Genomic DNA, 16,440 nt, shown 5'->3' on the forward strand with positions numbered 1-16,440 from the left:
AGCGGCGGGCGGGGATGGGGGCCGCCGCTGCCGCGTCCGGGCGTCCGGGAAGACGGCGAGGGGCCGGTCCGTGCGGACCGGCCCCTCCGGTTTTTCCGTCCGGGACTACTCGTCGTCCTCGTCGTCGTAGCCGCCGGAGCGCCGCTTCCGGCTGCCGTCGCGGCCGGGCCGCAGCAGGGCCTCGGCCAGGGCGAGCATGGTCTCCTCCAGGGCGGCCAGGCGCTTGGTGATGTCGTCGTGCGACGTCTCCACGGCCTCGCTGACGGTCTCCTCGAACTCGTGCCGGTCGGGCCGTGCGCGCAGCTCGTTCAGCAGCGGGTCGAGGCCCTCCTCCAGCTTGCGGTCGAGCGAGTCGAGGCGGTCGCCGTGGTCGATGACCGGGCGCTCCACCAGTTCGGCCAGGCGCCGGTGCACCTCGCTGACCTCCAGGACGGCGGGCAGTTGGGCCAGGCGCTGGTTGACCGCCTCCAGCCGGTCGTCGATCGCCTCCAGGCGGCCGTCGACCCCCTCGAAGTGGCCGTGGACGCCCTCGAACTTGCCCTCCACGCCGGTGACCCGGCCGTCCAGGCCGTCCAGTCGGCCGTTGATCCCGTCGATCTTGCCGTCGATGCCCTCGAAGCTGCCGTCGAAGCGGCCCTCGAAGGTGTCGAAACGGCTGCTCAGGTTGCCCAGTCCGAGCTCGAACTTGCTGGTCAGCGACTCGTGCTGGGTCTCCAGGCGGGTGTCGACGGCGGCCTGGTGGGCGTCGAGCCGCTCGGCCACCTCGCGCTCGTGCTGGTCGAGCTGTTCGGCGACGGCGGAGCGGTGTTCGGCGAACGCCTCGGCCAGGGCGGTGCCGCGCTCCTCCACGGTGGTGCCGAGCGTGCGGACGTCCTCGGCCACGGCCGCGCGCAGCTCCTCGACGAGCGCGGTGAGCCGCTCGGCCAGGGCGGCGGAGTCCGTCTTGGCCTCGGTGCGGGCCTCGGCGAGCGCGGAGGTCAGCTCGGCAGCGGCAGCGGCGGCCTCGGAACGGGCCTCGGCGAGCGCGGCGCGCAGGTTCTCGGCGGCCTCGGCGAGCCGGGCCAGCACCGCCTCGTGCAGCTCGTCGTCGCGCTCCCGCAGCTCCGCGTGCTGGGCGCTGAGCTGCTCGGACAGCTCGGCGCGGTTCTTGCGCAGTTGCTCGCGCATCTCGCCGAGCTGCTCGGCGCTGCTGCTGCCCAGCTTCACGACCGCGCTGTTGACGTCGGCGATCGCCGCGGTGGCCTCGGCGTGGTTCTCGTCGGCCTGCGTGGTCAGGAACTCCACGCTCTGCGAGAGGGCGCTGTTCAGGGCGTCGCGCTGTTCGGTGAGGGCGGTGGTGAGGCTGGTGTGGCGCTCGGAGGCCTCCTGGCTCAGGGAGGCAGCGGTGTCGGTGATGCGCTGTTCGAGCTGTGTGCGGGTCTCCTCCAGCGCCTCGCGCTGCGCCTCCGCGGCAGCGCCGAGCCGCTGCTCCAGCCGCTCGCCCACCGACTCCACCGCGTTCTCCAGGGTCGCGGCCCGGGTGCTCAGCGACTCGATGGCCTCGTCGATGCGGGACAGACGCAGGTCCAGGGCGCTGGCCAGGCTCTCCAGCCGCTCGGAGAGCGCGGCGGTCCGGTCCGCGGTGCGCGCGGCGGTGTCGGCCAGCTCCGCCAGGCGGTCCAGGGAGCTGTCCAGGCCGCTCACCAGTCCGGTGACGTCCGAACGCAGCGGGGCCATCTCCGCGAGCGGCCTGACCCGCACCCCCACCTGCTCGATGTGCTCGGCGAGCGTCTCGGCCCACTCCGGGGGGCGCGTGGACAGCTCGTCGACACGGGCCTGGACCGCGGCGACGGTCTCGGACAGCGCGGCCAGCTCCCGCTCCCGGAACTCGCGCAGCAGCCACTCCATGCCCTCCAGCCGCTGGCGCATCTCCTCGGTGATCGCGCCCTGCGATTTCTGCTCCGAGAGATGCTCCTGGGCAGCCCGGGAGAGCAGCTCCCGCATGCGATCAGAGATCCCGGCCTGACCTCCCCCGTTGAGGAAGTTGTGGTTGGTCTGTTCCACCGAGGTGCTCCTTATGTATGGCACGTCCCCGTCCTTCGGTGCCCCGGGACGGGGGAGTTCCCGCGAGGTCCGGCGGTGACGCGGGACCACCACGGCACGCAGCGCAACCTCTTGTCCACGGTGGGTAGGCGACGTTGCCGTGGCGGAGAGGCCGTGTGGGTGGTCCGGAACCGACCGCCGTACCAGAGCGGGTTGAAGGGGGAAACATTCAGCGCGGCCAGTCTAACGACACGGGGGCCGTTGTCCCATGAGACAGCCGAAGAACCGTACGTACCGTTATGTACGGAGGTTCGGCGCGCCGGCGCGGGAAGAAGGGCCCGAGGCGGTGCGCTCCTGGCCGCCGGTGTCGGGGCCGACCTCGGCGCACAGCAGGCAGTAGGGCCGGGAGCCGAAGCGGGTCAGCACCACCACCGCCGACTCCGGGCCGTTCAGCCGCAGGTCGCGGCGGAGGCGTTCCACGTCGACCGCGGAGCCGCGCTTCTTGATCGTCACCGTTCCCACGCCCCGTTCCCGCAGGGCGGCCCGCAGCCGCTTCAGGGAGAAGGGCATGACCTCGTGCACCTCGTAGACCCGGCACAGCGGGGTGCGCACCAGGGAGTCGGAGGTGAGGTAGGCGATGTCCGGGTCGAGCAGTGCGCCGTCCACGGCCTGCGCGGCCTCGGCGACCAGGTGCGAGCGGACGACCGCGCCGTCGGGTTCGTACAGGTAGCGCAGCGGCCGCGACACCGGGGGCGCGCCCAGGCCGCGTCCGGCCAGCGTGGTGACCTCCGGCTCTGCGGAGCCGGGGCGGGTCCGCAGCAGCGTGGCCCGCCGCGCCGGGACGCCCTCGGCGAGCGCCCCGAACCACAGCGCGGTCTCCTTGACCTCCCAGTCCACCGAGATCCACTCGACCGCCGCCCCCGCGGGCAGCGACTCGTGGGGCAGGCCGGGTGCGGCCTTGACGCAGCCGGCCGGGGCGGTGCGGGCCAGGTGCACGACCGTGTCCCAGGCGGGGGAGTAGGCGCGCGGGTCGAAGACGCGCCCGTGCCGTCCGCGCCGAGCCGGGTCGCAGAACACGGCCGCGTACTGCCCGGCGCGGACCTCGGTGGCGTCGCCGACGCGCACCCGGGCCCGGTCGGCCAGCCCGGCCGCCGCGATGTTGGCCTCGGCGACGGCGACGGTGAACGGGTCCAGGTCCACGCCCTCCACCGACAGCCCTTCCCCGGCGAGGGCGAGCAGGTCGGCGCCGATCCCGCAGCACAGGTCGGCCACGGGGGCGCTGTCGCGGCCGACCCGTTCGGCGACGCGGCGCGCCCGGTAGGCCGCCAGCGGCGCTCGGGTGGCCTGCTCCAGGCCGTCGGGGGTGAAGAAGAGGCGGTCGGCGAGGGGGCCGAACTTCTCCCGGGCGCGGGCGCGCAGCCGCGCCTGGGTCAGGACCGCGGTGACCAGGTCGGCGGCGGCGTCGCGGGGGGTTTCGGCCAGTGCGGGGTGGCGGCGCAGCCGGTCCGCGGCCCGTAGCGGGTCGGCCGCCGACTCGCCCGGGGAGACCTCGTCGAGGAGGCGTCGTCCCACCGGGCTGAGCAGCGCCCGGAAGCCCGCAATCTGCCTGTTCGTCACCCTCGTGTTCCCCTGTGACCTGTTGTTTGACGACCCTGATACGCCCTACTACTGTTTCGTATTGGCACTCTCAAGGGTAGAGTGCTAACCACGACGAGGTTGGTCTGGCACCCGCGACGGCAGGCCGCCGTGGTCGTCCCTTTTGTCTGCATGCCATTCATCGTTCAGAAATTCTGAAGGGGGAGGTCACACCGTGTCGACCGCCACCAAGATCGTGCTCAAGCCGCTTGAGGACCGCGTCGTCGTCCAGCCTCTGGAGGCCGAGCAGACCACCGCGTCCGGCCTGGTGATCCCGGACACCGCCAAGGAGAAGCCGCAGGAGGGCAAGGTCCTCGCCGTGGGCCCGGGCCGTTGGGACGACGAGGGCAACAAGCGCATCCCGCTGGACGTCAAGGAGGGCGACATCGTCCTCTACAGCAAGTTCGGCGGCACCGAGGTCAAGTACGACGGTGAGGAGTACCTGGTGCTCTCCGCTCGCGACCTGCTCGCGGTCGTCGAGAAGTAGGCCACGGAACATCCTTCCGAGCAAGGTTTGACAGCGCGCGGGCGGGGCCACCCGCCCGCGCGCTTTCCGTGCCGCCGAGCCGTGCCGTCCGGCACGGCCGTCCGCAGAGTCGATCTCCGACAAACCCCGAGGAAGTCCCAATGCCCAAGATTCTGGAGTTCGAGGAGGCCGCACGGCGCTCCCTCGAAAGCGGCGTGAACCGCCTCGCCGACGCGGTCAAGGTGACGCTCGGCCCCAAGGGCCGCAACGTCGTCATCGACAAGAAGTTCGGCGCCCCGACCATCACCAACGACGGCGTCACCGTGGCGCGCGAGATCGAGCTGGAGGACCCGTACGAGAACCTGGGCGCCCAGCTCGTCAAGGAGGTCGCCACCAAGACCAACGACGCCGCGGGCGACGGCACCACCACCGCCACCGTGCTCGCCCAGGCGCTGGTCCGCGAGGGCCTGCGCAGCGTCGCCGCGGGGGCCTCGCCCATCGCGCTGAAGCGGGGGATCGACGCGGCCGCGCGCGCCGTCTCCGAGGCCCTGCTCTCCCAGGCCCGCGAGGTCGGCGAGCGCGCCGACATCGCCTACGTGGCCACCAACTCCGCCCAGGACCAGCGGATCGGCGAGCTGATCGCCGAGGCGTTCGACAAGGTCGGCAAGGACGGCGTCATCACCGTCGAGGAGTCCCAGACCTTCGGCATGGACCTGGAGTTCACCGAGGGCCTGCAATTCGACAAGGGCTACATCTCGCCCTACTTCGTCACCGACGGCGACCGCCAGGAGGCGGTGCTGGAGGACGCCCTCGTCCTGATCCACCAGGGCAAGATCAGCAACCTCAACGAGCTGCTGCCGCTGCTGGAGAAGGTCGTCCAGACCAAGAAGCCGCTGCTCATCATCGCCGAGGACGTCGAGGGCGACGCGCTGGGCGCCCTCGTGCTCAACAAGATCCGCGGCACGCTGTCCGTCGCCGCGGTCAAGGCGCCCGGCTTCGGCGAGCGCCGCAAGGCCATGCTCCAGGACATCGCGATCCTCACCGGCGGCCAGGTCGTCGCCGAGGAGGTCGGCCTCACCCTGGAGAACGCCGAGCTGGACGTGCTCGGCAAGGCCCGCCGCATCACCGTCACGAAGGACGACACCACCATCGTGGACGGCGCCGGCGACCAGTCCGAGGTCAACGACCGCATCAACCAGATCCGCAAGGAGATCGAGGCCAGCGACTCCGACTGGGACCGCGAGAAGCTCCAGGAGCGGCTGGCCAAGCTCGCCGGCGGCGTCTGCGTGCTGCGGGTGGGCGCGGCCACCGAGGTCGAGCTCAAGGAGAAGAAGCACCGCCTGGAGGACGCCATCTCCGCGACCCGCGCGGCCGTGGAGGAGGGCATCGTCGCCGGCGGCGGCGCCACCCTGGTGCACGCCGCCAAGTCCCTGGAGGGCGACCTGGGCCTCAGCGGTGACGAGGCCACCGGTGTGGCGATCGTGCGCCGCGCGCTGTCCGAGCCCGCGCGCTGGATCGCGATCAACGCCGGGGCCGAGGGCTCCGTGGTCGTCTCCAAGATCGCCGAGCTGGAGCCCGGCCAGGGCTACAACGCGGCGACCGGCGAGTACGGCGACCTGGCCTCCCAGGGCATCATCGACCCGGTCAAGGTCACCCGCTCCGCGGTGCAGAACGCGGCGTCCATCGCCGGGATGCTGCTGACCACCGAGGCGCTGGTCGTGGACAAGCCCGAGGAGGAAGAGGCGGCCGCGGGCGGCCACGGACACGGCCACTGATTCCGTAGTCCCCGCTACGGCTGGGGCAGTCCCTTACCACGTGTGTCCCGGGTGTGCGCCCGGGACACACGTGGTGTTTCGCGAGAATAGTTCCGAATGTAACCATTCTGTTGCCCCGAATCGTGACGAGTGAGTCTCCGCCAGTGGGCATCATTCGATATGTGAGGGATCTACGCGTCGCGGGGGGCACGCCGCTGTCTCGGGGACACGCCACCCGCTCGCGGGCGGACGACGCAGAGCTCAACCACCTCACCTCGCTGGCGGCCCAGGGGGACGACGGCGCGGTGGACTCGCTGATCCGCGAGGTACACCCCATGGTGGTGCGCTACTGCCGTGCCCGGCTGTCCCGCGTCTCCGGTTACGCCCACGACTCCGACGACGTGGCCCAGGAGGTCTGCATCGCCCTGCTGTCCGCGCTGCCGCGCTACCGGGACATGGGGCGTCCGTTCGCCTCCTTCGTCTTCGGGATCGCGGCGCACAAGGTCGCCGACGCCCTGCGCGGCTGCACCCGCGCGGACGTGCCCACCGACTCGGTGCCCGACCGGCCCGACGACTCGCCCGGTCCCGAGGAGTCGGCGGTGCGCACCGCCGAGGTCGAGCAGGCCCGCGAACTGCTCAGCGAACTGCCCGAACAGCAGCGGCGCCTGCTGTCCATGCGGGTGATCGCCGGGCTGTCGGCGGACGAGACCGGGCACGTCCTGGGCATGTCGCCCGGCGCGGTCCGGGTCGCCCAGCACCGCGCCCTGGCCCGGCTGCGACGCGCCGCCACGGCCAACCGCCTGCTCTGACCGGCCTCCCCGTTCCGCGGGCTGTGAGCGGTCCGACGCCCTCCACCGGCCACGACGAGTGGCCGGTGCGCCCTAGGATGAACGGGGAAGCTGTCGCTCGGTTGGAAGGTGCCATGTCGCTCAACTCACCAGGGGGCCAGGAGGAGTTCGAGAAGGTGCTCGCTCCCGGGCTCACCTACGACGATGTCCTGCTGGTTCCCGCCTACTCCGATCTCCAGCCAGGCGAGGCGAACACCACCACCAGACTCACCCGCAACATCACCCTGCGCATCCCGCTGGTCTCCGCGGCGATGGACACCGTGACCGAGTCGCGGATGGCCGTGGCGATCGCCCGCCAGGGCGGTGTCGGCGTGCTGCACCGCAACCTCTCCATCGAGGAGCAGGCCGCCCAGGTCGACCTGGTCAAGCGCTCCGAGGCCGGGATGATCACCCACCCGGTGACCTGCCGCCCCGACGACACCCTCGCCGACGTCGAACGGCTCAGCGCCCACTACCGGATCTCCGGCGCGCCCGTCGTCGACTCCGACGGCCGCCTCGTCGGCATCGTCACCAACCGGGACATGCGCTTCGAGGAGGACCGCTCCCGCCCGGTCCGCGAGGTCATGACCCCCATGCCGCTGGTGACCGCACCGGTGGGGGTCTCCCGCGAAGAGGCGTTCGCACTGCTGCGCGACAACAAGATCGAGAAGCTTCCCCTCGTCGACGAGCAGGGACGGCTGCGCGGCCTGATCACCGTCAAGGACTTCACCAAGAGCGAGCAGTTCCCCAACGCCACCAAGGACTCCGAGGGCCGCCTCGTCGTGGGCGCCGCGGTCGGCGTGGGACCCGAGGCCGAGCGGCGCGCCCGCGCCCTGGTCGAGGCCGGGGTGGACTTCCTCGTGGTGGACACCGCCCACGGGCACTCCGCCGGCGTGCTGGACATGGTCGCCAAGCTCAAGGCCAACACCCGGGTCGACGTCGTCGGCGGCAACATCGCCACCCGCGCGGCGGCCCAGGCCCTCATCGACGCCGGAGCCGACGCGGTCAAGGTGGGCGTGGGACCCGGCTCCATCTGCACCACCCGGGTGGTCGCGGGCGTGGGCGCGCCGCAGATCACCGCGATCCTGGAGGCGGCCAAGGCCGCCGGACCGGCGGGAGTGCCGGTCATCGCCGACGGCGGATTGCAGTACTCCGGCGACATCGCCAAGGCCGTCGTCGCGGGCGCCAGCACCGTGATGATCGGCAGCCTGCTGGCCGGCGTCGAGGAGAGCCCCGGCGAGCTCGTCTTCATCAACGGCAAGCAGTACAAGACCTACCGGGGCATGGGGTCGCTCGGCGCGATGCGCGGCCGCTCCTACTCCAAGGACCGCTACTCCCAGGCCGACGTGGCCGCCGAGGACAAGCTCATCCCCGAGGGCATCGAGGGCCGAGTCCCCTACCGGGGGCCGCTGGCCACGGTGGCGCACCAGCTCGTCGGCGGACTGCGCCAGTCCATGTGGTACGCGGGCGTGCGCACCCTGGACGAGCTGCGCGAGCGCGGCCAGCTCATGCAGATCACCACCGCCGGTCTCAAGGAGAGCCACCCGCACGACATCCAGATGATGGTCGAGGCCCCCAACTACCAGGCGCGAAGCTGACCCGTCCCACGCCGCGCGCCTCCGGGCGCGCGCGGGGCGGCGGGCCGCCCGGCGGTAGACTCGCGCCGGTGGTCATCGCCGGTCGCCGCCGCGGCACTCGGCAGCCCCGACCGAAGACCCCGCCGCCGGGCGGGGCGGCTCCGCAGACTTACAGAGGAGAGCACAGCGTTGGCTCAGGTTGAGATCGGGCTGGGCAAGGCCGGACGGCGGGCGTACGAGCTCGACGAGATCGGGATCGTGCCCGCACGGCGCACCCGGGACCCCGAAGAGGTCTCCATCTCGTGGCAGATCGACGCCTACCGGTTCGACACACCGCTGATGGTGAGCCCCATGGACAGCGTGGTCTCGCCGAAGACCGCCGTCGCCATCGGCGAACTGGGCGGCCTGGCGGTGCTCGACCTGGAGGGTCTGTGGACCCGCTACGAGGACCCCGAGCCGCTGCTCGCCGAGATCCGGGAGCTCGACGACGCCACGGCCACCCGCCGGCTCCAGGAGATCTACGCCGAGCCGATCAAGGAGGAGCTGATCGGCCGCCGCATCGAGGAGATCCGCCAGGCCGGGGTGATCACCGCGGCCCGCCTCTCCCCGCAGCGCACCGCCCAGTACCACAAGGCCGTGATCGACGCGGGCGTGGACATCTTCGTCATCCGGGGCACCACGGTCTCCGCCGAGCACGTCTCCGGCCGCGCCGAGCCGCTCAACCTCAAGCAGTTCATCTACGACCTCGACGTCCCGGTGGTGGTGGGAGGCTGCGCCACCTACACCGCGGCCCTGCACCTGATGCGCACCGGGGCGGCGGGCGTCCTCGTCGGCTTCGGCGGCGGCTCCGGGCACACCACCCGCAGCGTGCTGGGCGTCGCGGTGCCCATGGCCAGCGCGATCGGCGACGTCGCGGCGGCCCGGCGCGACTACCTCGACGAGTCCGGCGGCCGGTACGTGCACGTCATCGCCGACGGCGGCATGACCCGCAGCGGCGACATCGCCAAGGCGCTGGCGTGCGGCGCCGACGCGGTCATGATCGGCTCCCCGCTGGCCCGCGCCACCGAGGCCCCCGGCGGCGGCTACCACTGGGGCAGCGAGGCGCACCACCAGGAGCTGCCGCGGGGCGAGCGGGTGGCCGTCGGCACGATCGGCACCCTGGAGGAGATCCTGCGCGGCCCGGCCTCTACCAGCGACGGCTCCATGAACCTCATGGGTGCGCTGCGCCGCACCATGGCGACCGCCGGATACACCGACCTGAAGGAGTTCCAGCGGGTCGAGGTCGTGGTGGCGCCGCACTGAGCGCGCCCGCACCCCCCTCTCACCGACAACTCTTCACGACGCCCCCGTCCCGCGGTTCGGGGGCGTCGCCGTGTCGGGAAAAATCCCGTACGGAGCCGATGACGCGAACAGTCTGAATTCTTCCGGCAAGCCGCTGTTCCGAGGAGCGGGGACGGGTAATTTCGGCCCTGAACTCCCTGGGTCGGCAGAGAAGTGGGGTTCTGGTGGCCGAGACGCTCTCCAACACCCAGACAGAACCGGTCCCCGACGCGACTCCCGCGTCCGGACGGCGTTCCCTGGCCGTGGCCGGAGTCGCGTTGACCGTGGTGGTGGGGGCCACCGGCGGCATCCTCGGCGTGGTGGCGTCCACCACCGGGCCCGACGGGCAGCCGACCCTGCCCCCCGGCCCCGGCGACCTGGGCGGGAGCGTGGCGACCGTCGTCGAGTCCGGGGCGGACCCGGCCGAGGAGGCCACGGCGCTCCCCGAGGCCCGGCCGCTGCCGTCGCAGACCCCCCAGACGGTGCCGCAGGCCGACCCCGCGTGGCTGGACCGGGTCGCGTCGGCCACCGGCATCCCCCGCCGCGCCCTCCAGGCGTACGCGGCCGCGCAGCTCCGGCTGATGGTGGAGCAGCCGGACTGCCAGGTCTCCTGGCCCACCCTGGCCGCGATCGGCGAGGTGGAGTCCGAGCACGGCACCTACGCGGGCGGCGAGCTCGCCGCCGACGGGACCACCACCGTCCCGGTGATCGGCATCCCCCTCGACGGGACCGCCGGGACCGCGGCGATCCCCGACACCGACGGGGGCCGCCTGGACGGCGACACCGAGTGGGACCGGGCGGTCGGCCCCATGCAGTTCATCCCCACCACCTGGGCGATCTGGGGGACCTCCGCCGACGGCGGCGAACCCGATCCCCACGACATCGACGACGCCGCGCTCAGCGCCGCCCGCTACCTGTGCGCCGACGGCCGGGTGATGACCACCGCGCAGGGCTGGTGGGAGGCCGTCCTCGCCTACAACCGGTCCGAGAAGTACGCCGAGAAGGTCCTCGCCATCGCGTCCGACTACGCCGAGGCCGCCAACTGACCTCCTCCGCGCGGGGTACAGACCGTGATGAACTGTCCGTTATAGCCTGACTCCAGGACGGACCTCACAACGGACAGCCACCCGCTCCACGCGCCGCGCACCGCGCGGCTTCCCGCGAGAGGAGGGAAGCGGGGGTCCTCCGTTCCCCGCGACCCGGGGAGGGGGACACCGCGAACCTGATGACGGCAGCACGGTTGGGACCGGGAGAACGGGACGCCGCCCTCGACCACATGGCCGGCAACGAACTCGACGTGTTGGTCGTGGGCGGCGGCATCGTCGGCGCCGGCGTCGCACTGGACGCGGTGTCGCGCGGCCTGTCGGTCGGGCTCGTCGAGGCCCGCGACTTCGCCTCGGGGACCTCCAGCAGGTCCAGCAAGCTCATCCACGGCGGCCTGCGCTACCTGGAGCAGCTCGACTTCGCGCTGGTGCGCGAGGCGCTGACCGAACGGGGGCTGCTGCTCGGCCGCATCGCCCCCCACCTGGTGCGCCCCGTCCCGTTCCTGTTCCCGCTGCGCCACCACTGGGAGCGGCCCTACGTCGGCGCGGGGGTGGCCCTCTACGACGCGCTCTCCCTGACCTCCACCCACACCCGCGGACTGCCCGCCCACCGCCACCTCACCCGCCGCGGAGCCCAGCGGATCTTCCCCGCGCTGCGCCGCGACGCGCTGGTGGGCGCCGTGCGGTACTGGGACGCGCAGGTCGACGACGCCCGCTACGTGGTGACGGTGCTGCGCACGGCCGCCACCTACGGCGCCCACCTCGCCTCCCGCACCCAGGCCGTGGGCTTCCTGCGGGAGGGCGAGCACGTCACCGGCGCCCGCGTGGTCGACCTGGAGCGCGGCCGGGAGTTCCCGATCCGCGCCAAGCAGGTGGTCAACGCCGCCGGGGTGTGGACCGACGACATCCAGCAGATGGTGGGCGGGCGCGGCCAGATCCACGTGCGCGCCTCCAAGGGCGTGCACCTGGTGGTGCCCCGCGACCGCATCCAGGCGTCCTCGGGGCTGATCCTGCGCACCGAGAAGAGCGTGCTGTTCGTCATCCCGTGGGGGCGGCACTGGATCATCGGCACCACCGACACCGCCTGGGACCTGGACAAGGCGCACCCCGCGGCCAGCCGCGCCGACATCGACTACGTGCTCGACCACGTCAACGCGGTGTTGAAGACCCCGCTGACCAGGGACGACGTCGAGGGGGTGTATGCGGGGCTGCGGCCGCTGCTGTCCGGGGAGTCCGACGAGACCTCCAAGCTGTCCCGCGAGCACACCGTGGCGCACCCGGTCCCCGGCCTGGTGCTCATCGCGGGCGGCAAGTACACCACCTACCGCGTCATGGCCAAGGACGCCGTGGACGCCGTCGCGCACGGTCTCGGCGGGGGAGTGCCCGAGTCGGTGACCGACCGGCTGCCCCTGGTGGGCGCCGACGGTTACGCCGTCCTGTGGAACCAGCGCCGCGCCCTGGCCCGCCGGGCCGGGCTGCACGTCTCCCGCATCCAGCACCTGCTGCGCCGCTACGGCTCCCTCGTCCACGAGGTGCTGGAACTGGTCGCCGAGCGGCCGGACCTGGGCGAGCCGCTCACCGGGGCCGACGACTACCTGCGCGCCGAGGTCGTGTACGCGGTCCTGTGCGAGGGCGCCCGCCACCTGGACGACGTGCTCAGCCGCCGCACCCACATCGCCATCGAGACCTGGGACCGCGGCCTGGCCGCCGCCGAGGAGGCCGCCCGGCTGATGGCCGGACCGCTCGGCTGGGACAACGGACAGATCGCCCGAGAAGTGGAGTACTATCGCAAACGCATCGAAGCCGAACGCGCCGCGCAGGAACAGGACAGCGACCACGAGGCCGACGCGGTGCAGCACGGCGCCCCCGACATCGTGCCGCAGGCGGCAGCAGCACGGCTGTGACCACGCCCCGCCTCGCGGGGAGGAGGCAGGCACAGTGACCCGGGTCCTCGACCTCCCCGCGGCGGGCCTGGTGCTACTCGTGGGAGTCTCCGGAGCGGGCAAGTCCACCTTCGCCGCCCGCCACTTCCGCCCCACCCAGGTGGTCAGCTCCGACCGCTGCCGGGCCATGGTCAGCGACGACGAGAACGACCAGTCCGCCACCGCCGACGCCTTCGAACTGCTCCACTCCGTCGTCGACCGGCGGCTGCGCCGCGGCCTGCTCACCGTGGTCGACGCCACCAACCTCCACCCGCACCCCCGCCAGGAGCTGCGGCGCATCGCCAAGAAGCACTGCCTGCCGACCGCCGCGGTCGTCCTGGACCTCCCGGCCGACCTGATCCGCGAGCGCACCCGCAACCGGTCCGACCGCGTCATCGACGACGACGTCACCGCCCGGCAACTGCACGACCTGCGGCGCGCGCTGCGCCAGTTGGACCAGGAGAAGTACCGCGCCCTCCACGTGCTGCGCACCCCCGAGGAGGTCGACGCCGCCGTGGTGCGGCTGGTGCCCCTCCGCTGCGACCGCTCCGACCTGCGCGGCCCCTTCGACATCATCGGCGACGTGCACGGCTGCCGCGCCGAACTGGAGGAGCTGCTGCACCGGCTCGGCTACCGGCTGCGCCGCGACGGGCAGGGGCGCGCGGTCGGCGCGCACCACCCCGACCGCACCGCGGTGTTCGTCGGCGACCTGGTGGACCGCGGCCCGGACTCGCCCGGGGTGCTGCGCCTGGTCATGGGCATGGTCGCCGACGGCGACGCGCTGTGCGTGATGGGCAACCACGAGAACCGGCTGGTGCGGGCGCTGCGGGGCAGAGCGACGCGGCTGTCGTACGGCCTCCAGGAGACCCTCGACCAGCTCGGCGCCGAAACCGAGGAGTTCCGCGACCGGGTCCTCTCCTTCTGCGCGGGCCTGGTCGACCACTATGTGCTGGACGGCGGGAACCTCGTGGTCGCGCACGCCGGGCTCAAGGAGGAGTACCACGGCCGCTCCTCCGGCCGGGTGCGCGCCTTCGCGCTGTACGGCGAGACCACGGGAGAGGTGGACGACTACGGGCTGCCCGTCCGCCTGCCCTGGGCCCGGGACTACCGGGGGCGCGCGGTGGTCGTCCACGGCCACGTGCCCGCCAGCGACACCATGTGGGTCAACAACACGCTCTGCGTGGACACCGGGTGCGTGTTCGGCGGGAAGCTGACCGCGCTGCGCTACCCCGAACGGGAGATCGTCGACGTGCCCGCCGAGCGGGTCTGGTACGACCGGGGGCGGCCGCTCGAACCCCGCAGTTGACCCGGCCGGAAGCCGGGTAGTGGACACCGGACGCGGTGGCGGCGCGGCCCGTCGCGTCGGGAGGACCACAGCCCGGCACGGCACGGCCCCGCCGTCGGCCCGCCTATGCTGGTGGGGCCGCACCGTCACTGCGGTCTGCCACGCGAATCCAGGTGTGACCATGAACGTACTGCTCACCGGTGGAGCCGGGTACATCGGAACGCACGTCGCCGTCGAGCTGCTGGAGAGCGGCCACGGGGTGATCGTCGTCGACAACCTGAGCAACAGCTACGAAGAAGCGATCCGCAGGGTGGAACGGATCACCGGCCGCCAGGTCCCCTCCTACATCGGGGACTGCGCCGACCGGGCCCTGCTGGAGCGGGTCTTCGCCGAGCACCGGATCGACGCGGTCGTGCACTGTGCCGGACTGAAGGCGGTCGGCGAGTCCACGGAGCTGCCGCTGCTGTACTACCGCAACAACCTCGGCTCGCTGCTGACGCTGTGCGAGGTCATGGACGCCCACGGCGTGCGCTCCATGGTGTTCAGCTCTTCGGCGACCGTCTACGGCGACCCCGAGCGGGTGCCCGTCACCGAGGACGCGCCGCTGAGCGCCACCAACCCCTACGGGGCCACCAAGCTCTTCGCCGAGCGCATCCTCGCCGACCTGGCGCGGGCCGCGCCCGACTGGCGGATCATCGCGCTGCGCTACTTCAACCCGGTGGGCGCCCACCCCAGCGGGCTGATCGGGGAGGACTCCAACGGGGTGCCCAACAACCTCTTCCCCTACATCGCGCAGGTCGCGGCGGGCCGCCGGGAGAAGGTGCTGGTCTACGGCGACGACTACGACACCCCCGACGGCACCGGCGTCCGCGACTACCTGCACGTGGTGGACCTGGCCCGGGGGCACCTGGCCGCCCTGGAGCGGCTGGAGGACGCCTACGGCATGCGCGCCTACAACCTGGGCAACGGGCACGGCTTCTCGGTGCTGGAGGTCATCGCCGCCTTCGAGCGCGCCTGCGGCCGTCCGATCCCGCGCCAGGTGGTGGCCCGCCGCCCCGGGGACATCGCGATCTGCTACGCCGACCCGTCCGCCGCACAGCGGGACCTGGGGTGGAAGACCAGCCTCACCCTGGACGACGCCTGCGCCGACACGTGGCGCTGGCAGAGCGCCAACCCGAACGGGTTCGCGGGCTGAACCGGCAGCCCTCCCGCGGCAGCGGCGGGGGCACTTCCGCCGAATCGCCGCCGTTGCGGACGGACCGGCCGGTCAGCGGCGTTCGGGGGTGCGGACGTGTTCGGGGAGCAGGCCGTACATCAGGGTCCGGCCCAGCGAGGCGCCCAGCACCCGGCCCGCCACCCTGCTCCACCTGCCGTCGGAGAACAGGCGGGCGACCGCGGGCGGCAGGGCGACCCGGCCGTTCAGCGCCGGTTCGACGATCCGCCGCTGGATGACGCGCTGGACGAGCTGGGTGCCCCGGGTGGGCAGTTCGCGGCGGCGCTGCACCCGCTCCACCAGGGCGGGGTTGAACGTCCGGGTGAAGCGGTCGGGGTCGGCCTGCGCCCGGTACAGCGGCTCGGCCAGCAGGTTGGCGGCGGCCACCGCGTCCTGGACGGCCAGGTTGATGCCGACTCCGCCGATCGGGCTCATGGTGTGGGCGGCGTCGCCGATGCACAGCAGGCCCGGCACCGACCAGCGGGGCAGCCGGTCCAGGCCGACCTCCAGGAAGGCCACCTGGTCCCAGGACTCCAGTCCGGCGACCCGGTCGGCCAGGAACGGCAGCAGGTCGGCGACGGCCTCGCGCAGCGGTCCCAGGCCGCGGCGGCGCAGCTCCGCGTAGCCGCCCTTGCGCACCAGGTAGGCGATCTGCCAGTAGTCGCCGCGGTCGATGCCCACGGACATGCCCCGCGCCCCGATCCGGCCGGCGAGGCCGTGGGGGTCGCCTTCGGTCCGGGGCAGGCGCAGCCACAGCACGTCCATCGGCGCCCCCAGGTCGACGGGGGTCAGCCCGGCGGCCGCGCGCAGCACCGAGCGGCGGCCGTCGGCGGCCACGGTGAGCACGGCCCGCAGCTCGTGCTCGCCGTCGGCGTCGCGGTAGCGCACGCCGCGCACCGCGCCGTTCTCCCGGACGAGGCCGTGGGCGGGGGAGTTGAGCAGCAGGCGGAAGGTGGGGTAGCGCTGGGCGTGCTCGGCGAGCAGGGTCAGGAAGTCCCACTGGGGGACCAGGGCGATCCGCCTGTGCGGCCCGGGGATGTCGGCCAGGCGCACGCCCACGAGCTGCTGTCCGGACACCTCGAACCCGATCTGCGCCACGTCGCGGTGGGGCAGGGCGTCGAACGCCTCCAGCAGGCCGAGCTCGGCGAGCAGGGTCAGGGTGGAGGGGTGCACGGTGTCGCCGCGGAAGTCGCGCAGGAAGTCGCCGTGCTTCTCCAGCACGGTGACCTGGACCCCGGCGCGGGCGAGCAGCAGGCCGAGCATGATCCCGGCGGGGCCGCCGCCGACGATCGCGCAGGTGGTGGTGGAGGTCGGCGGTCGCGTCATGGTGTGCTCCCGGGATCAGAAATTCATCACATAATGAATTTATCTCCTGG

The 16,440-nt window shown here is 72.7% G+C and carries 11 protein-coding genes and 1 pseudogene; 9 read left to right on the plus strand and 3 right to left on the minus strand.

What is annotated here, in order from left to right; all coding sequences use genetic code 11:
• Positions 1-105: 105 nt before the first annotated feature.
• Together AC529_RS12580 and AC529_RS12585 are read right to left on the minus strand one after the other, a co-directional pair.
• Positions 106-2,043: a coiled-coil domain-containing protein gene (locus tag AC529_RS12580; protein WP_068756817.1), complete on the minus strand. Its 1,938-nt coding sequence runs from the start codon at positions 2,041-2,043 to the stop codon at positions 106-108.
• Positions 2,044-2,319: 276 nt separating this feature from the next.
• Positions 2,320-3,639, minus strand: a complete 1,320-nt coding sequence (locus AC529_RS12585) for a class I SAM-dependent methyltransferase (RefSeq protein ID WP_083948172.1) — start codon at positions 3,637-3,639, stop codon at positions 2,320-2,322.
• Between the two features lie 193 nt (positions 3,640-3,832).
• On the opposite strand from AC529_RS12585, the gene groES reads away from it, so the two are divergent.
• From groES to galE, 9 genes and pseudogenes are all read left to right on the plus strand, one after another.
• A complete protein-coding gene (groES, locus tag AC529_RS12590; RefSeq protein ID WP_068756819.1) occupies positions 3,833-4,144 on the plus strand; it encodes a co-chaperone GroES in 312 nt (103 codons plus the stop codon).
• Between the two features lie 140 nt (positions 4,145-4,284).
• Positions 4,285-5,898 (plus strand): chaperonin GroEL, encoded by a 1,614-nt coding sequence (gene groL / locus AC529_RS12595; protein ID WP_068756821.1) that lies wholly within the window; start codon positions 4,285-4,287, stop codon positions 5,896-5,898.
• 161 nt (positions 5,899-6,059) lie between these two features.
• Positions 6,060-6,686 (plus strand): sigma-70 family RNA polymerase sigma factor, encoded by a 627-nt coding sequence (locus AC529_RS12600; RefSeq protein WP_157080197.1) that lies wholly within the window; start codon positions 6,060-6,062, stop codon positions 6,684-6,686.
• Positions 6,687-6,799: 113 nt separating this feature from the next.
• Entirely contained in the window at positions 6,800-8,302 is a 1,503-nt protein-coding gene (gene guaB / locus AC529_RS12605; protein ID WP_068756823.1) for an IMP dehydrogenase, read from the plus strand.
• A gap of 168 nt (positions 8,303-8,470) precedes the next feature.
• Complete coding sequence (locus AC529_RS12610; RefSeq protein WP_068756825.1) at positions 8,471-9,583, plus strand: GuaB3 family IMP dehydrogenase-related protein; 1,113 nt, start codon at positions 8,471-8,473, stop codon at positions 9,581-9,583.
• Between the two features lie 203 nt (positions 9,584-9,786).
• On the plus strand, positions 9,787-10,647 hold the full coding sequence (locus tag AC529_RS12615; protein WP_394326443.1) for a lytic transglycosylase domain-containing protein: 861 nt from the start codon (positions 9,787-9,789) through the stop codon (positions 10,645-10,647).
• A gap of 179 nt (positions 10,648-10,826) precedes the next feature.
• Complete coding sequence (locus AC529_RS12620; RefSeq protein ID WP_068756829.1) at positions 10,827-12,548, plus strand: glycerol-3-phosphate dehydrogenase/oxidase; 1,722 nt, start codon at positions 10,827-10,829, stop codon at positions 12,546-12,548.
• Between the two features lie 34 nt (positions 12,549-12,582).
• Positions 12,583-13,857: pseudogene (locus AC529_RS12625) on the plus strand (AAA family ATPase); the annotation flags it as partial.
• Between the two features lie 175 nt (positions 13,858-14,032).
• Entirely contained in the window at positions 14,033-15,046 is a 1,014-nt protein-coding gene (galE, locus tag AC529_RS12630; RefSeq protein ID WP_068756931.1) for a UDP-glucose 4-epimerase GalE, read from the plus strand.
• Between the two features lie 72 nt (positions 15,047-15,118).
• Here the strand turns inward: galE and AC529_RS12635 are convergent, their stop codons facing one another.
• Complete coding sequence (locus tag AC529_RS12635) at positions 15,119-16,390, minus strand: FAD-dependent oxidoreductase (protein WP_068756833.1); 1,272 nt, start codon at positions 16,388-16,390, stop codon at positions 15,119-15,121.
• Positions 16,391-16,440: the final 50 nt, after the last annotated feature.

This window comes from Thermobifida cellulosilytica TB100, from assembly GCF_001517975.1.
GTDB classification, from domain to species: domain Bacteria; phylum Actinomycetota; class Actinomycetes; order Streptosporangiales; family Streptosporangiaceae; genus Thermobifida; species Thermobifida cellulosilytica.